We start from the raw sequence: 1,853 nt of genomic DNA, 5'->3' as shown, positions 1-1,853 counted from the left end.
ATTGAAGTAGGCGATCTCGGGATTTCCGGTTTCATGTCGTGACCAGCGCAGATAGCCTCTGAACTGCTCACACACTGCACAGTATCGCGTGCACTAAGCGGAATCAAGCGGAACATGATGTATGTTCATTAGGCACATATCTGGCACGAAAAACGCGATACTGGGTGATCACTGGAAATGTCCAAGAAGCGTTCGTTCGGCAATATTCGCGCTCTGCCGTCTGGTCGGTATCAGGTCCGATTCACCGACCCTGACGGTAACTACATCACTGCGCCCAAGACTTTCGCCGCGCGCATTGATGCCGAAGCGTGGCTGACCGACCGGCGCCGCGAGATCGACGCGAAGCTCTGGAACCCGAAGGCAGTCGCCGAACCCGAGAAGATCACCTTCGGCGCCTACGCGAGCGCGTGGCTTGCCGGCCGCCAGGTCGCCGGCCGACCGATCAAAGCTCGGACTCGTGAGCACTACCAAGCCATCCTCGACGACCATGTGATCGAGACCTTCGGAAATCGCCAGATCGCCTCGATCACCCCCAAACACGTGCGCGAGTGGTACGCGGCGACACTGACAGACCGGCCAACGATGCGGAGTCATGCCTACAGCCTGTTGCGGACGATCATGGGCAGCGCCGTCAATGACGAACTGGTCGAAGCCAATCCGTGCCGGATCACCGGCGCGGGCCGGGCGCGGCGAGTGCACAAGATCAGGCCTGCGAGCGTGGAGGAACTGGCGGTGCTCACCGGTGCCATGCCCGATCGGCTACAGCTGATGGTCACGCTCGCGTCATGGTGCGCTCTGCGTTTCGGCGAAACCGTGGAGTTGCGCCGCGGTGATGTCGACCTGTCTCACGAGGTGATCCGCGTTCGCCGCGCCGCCGTGCGCACCAAGGGCGGCACGTTCGAGGTCACCACGCCGAAGTCCGACGCCGGTGTCCGGGATGTCGCGATCCCGCCGCACATCATCCCGCAAATCGAAGACCACCTGTCCAAGTTCGTTGGCAGCAAGCGCGACTCGCTGCTGTTTCCGGCCCAGCATGGCAGCCACCTGCAGCCGTCGACACTCACCCGGCACTGGTACAAGGCGCGCAAGGCCGCCGGCCGCGACGATCTTCGATGGCACGACCTTCGGCACTCAGGAGCGGTGCTTGCCGCGGCGACCGGCGCATCGTTGGCCGAATTGATGGCGCGACTGGGTCACTCGACACCACAGGCAGCTATGCGGTATCAGCATGCAGCGCAGGGGAGAGACCGTGAGATTGCGGCACTTCTGTTTAAGCTTGCAAGCAACGGGGGGCATGGTGACTGAGAGGATTCGTTACGCCGTCGTTTGCTGCAGTGGGCAGGTTCTCGCATACCTCAACGACGATCGCCCGGTTGATGGTCAGATCGGCGTAGAGGGTGTCGATGAACAGAGCAAGCAGACCATCCTCGCGGCAGACGTCACGGGCCAGAACATCGACCTTCGGGACGGTGCCACAAGTCCGGATATCGGAGACAGGGTTATTCCCTACAAATTCGCAGCGAGCAAGTGGGGCAACTGCAGCCTGACCGAGACCCGTTGGCCCGACTGGCACGTTAGCTGGACGATCAACTGCGACCGGTGCTCGAAACGGGTGGAGATGCGCGACAAAACCCTCGTGATCATCGCTGACGGCCTTGCTGCCGAGCTGGATAAGTGGTTGTTCGACGCGGATGGGAAACGCTATGTTCTTCCGCTTGGCGTGTTGAATCTCAAGCTGACGCGACTCAGCGGGTAGCATTACCGCTGCGCTCTTTGCGCTTCCGTTTCCGGGCTGTCCGGCCGTACGGCGTCATTACTGATGCTGAAAGGCCCCCCGAGATGGCAAGTCTCAA

2 protein-coding genes are annotated in these 1,853 nt (G+C 61.4%); both read left to right on the top strand.

Annotated elements, in window-relative coordinates:
* Positions 1 to 177: 177 nt before the first annotated feature.
* Positions 178 to 1,305 carry a tyrosine-type recombinase/integrase gene (locus F0Q45_RS25790; protein WP_149656562.1) on the top strand — a complete coding sequence of 376 codons (1,128 nt, stop codon included), beginning with the start codon at positions 178 to 180 and terminating at the stop codon, positions 1,303 to 1,305.
* A complete protein-coding gene (locus F0Q45_RS25785; protein WP_149656561.1) occupies positions 1,295 to 1,756 on the top strand; it encodes a hypothetical protein in 462 nt (153 codons plus the stop codon). The genes F0Q45_RS25790 and F0Q45_RS25785 overlap by 11 nt, the downstream gene beginning before the upstream one ends.
* Positions 1,757 to 1,853 lie beyond the last annotated feature (97 nt).

Origin of the sequence: Mycobacterium simiae (assembly GCF_008370645.1) — a bacterium.
In the GTDB taxonomy this organism is placed as follows: Bacteria; Actinomycetota; Actinomycetes; order Mycobacteriales; family Mycobacteriaceae; genus Mycobacterium; species Mycobacterium simiae_A.
The sequence above is the reverse complement of the archived record's forward strand: the minus strand, read 5'-3'. Positions and strand labels throughout refer to the sequence as shown.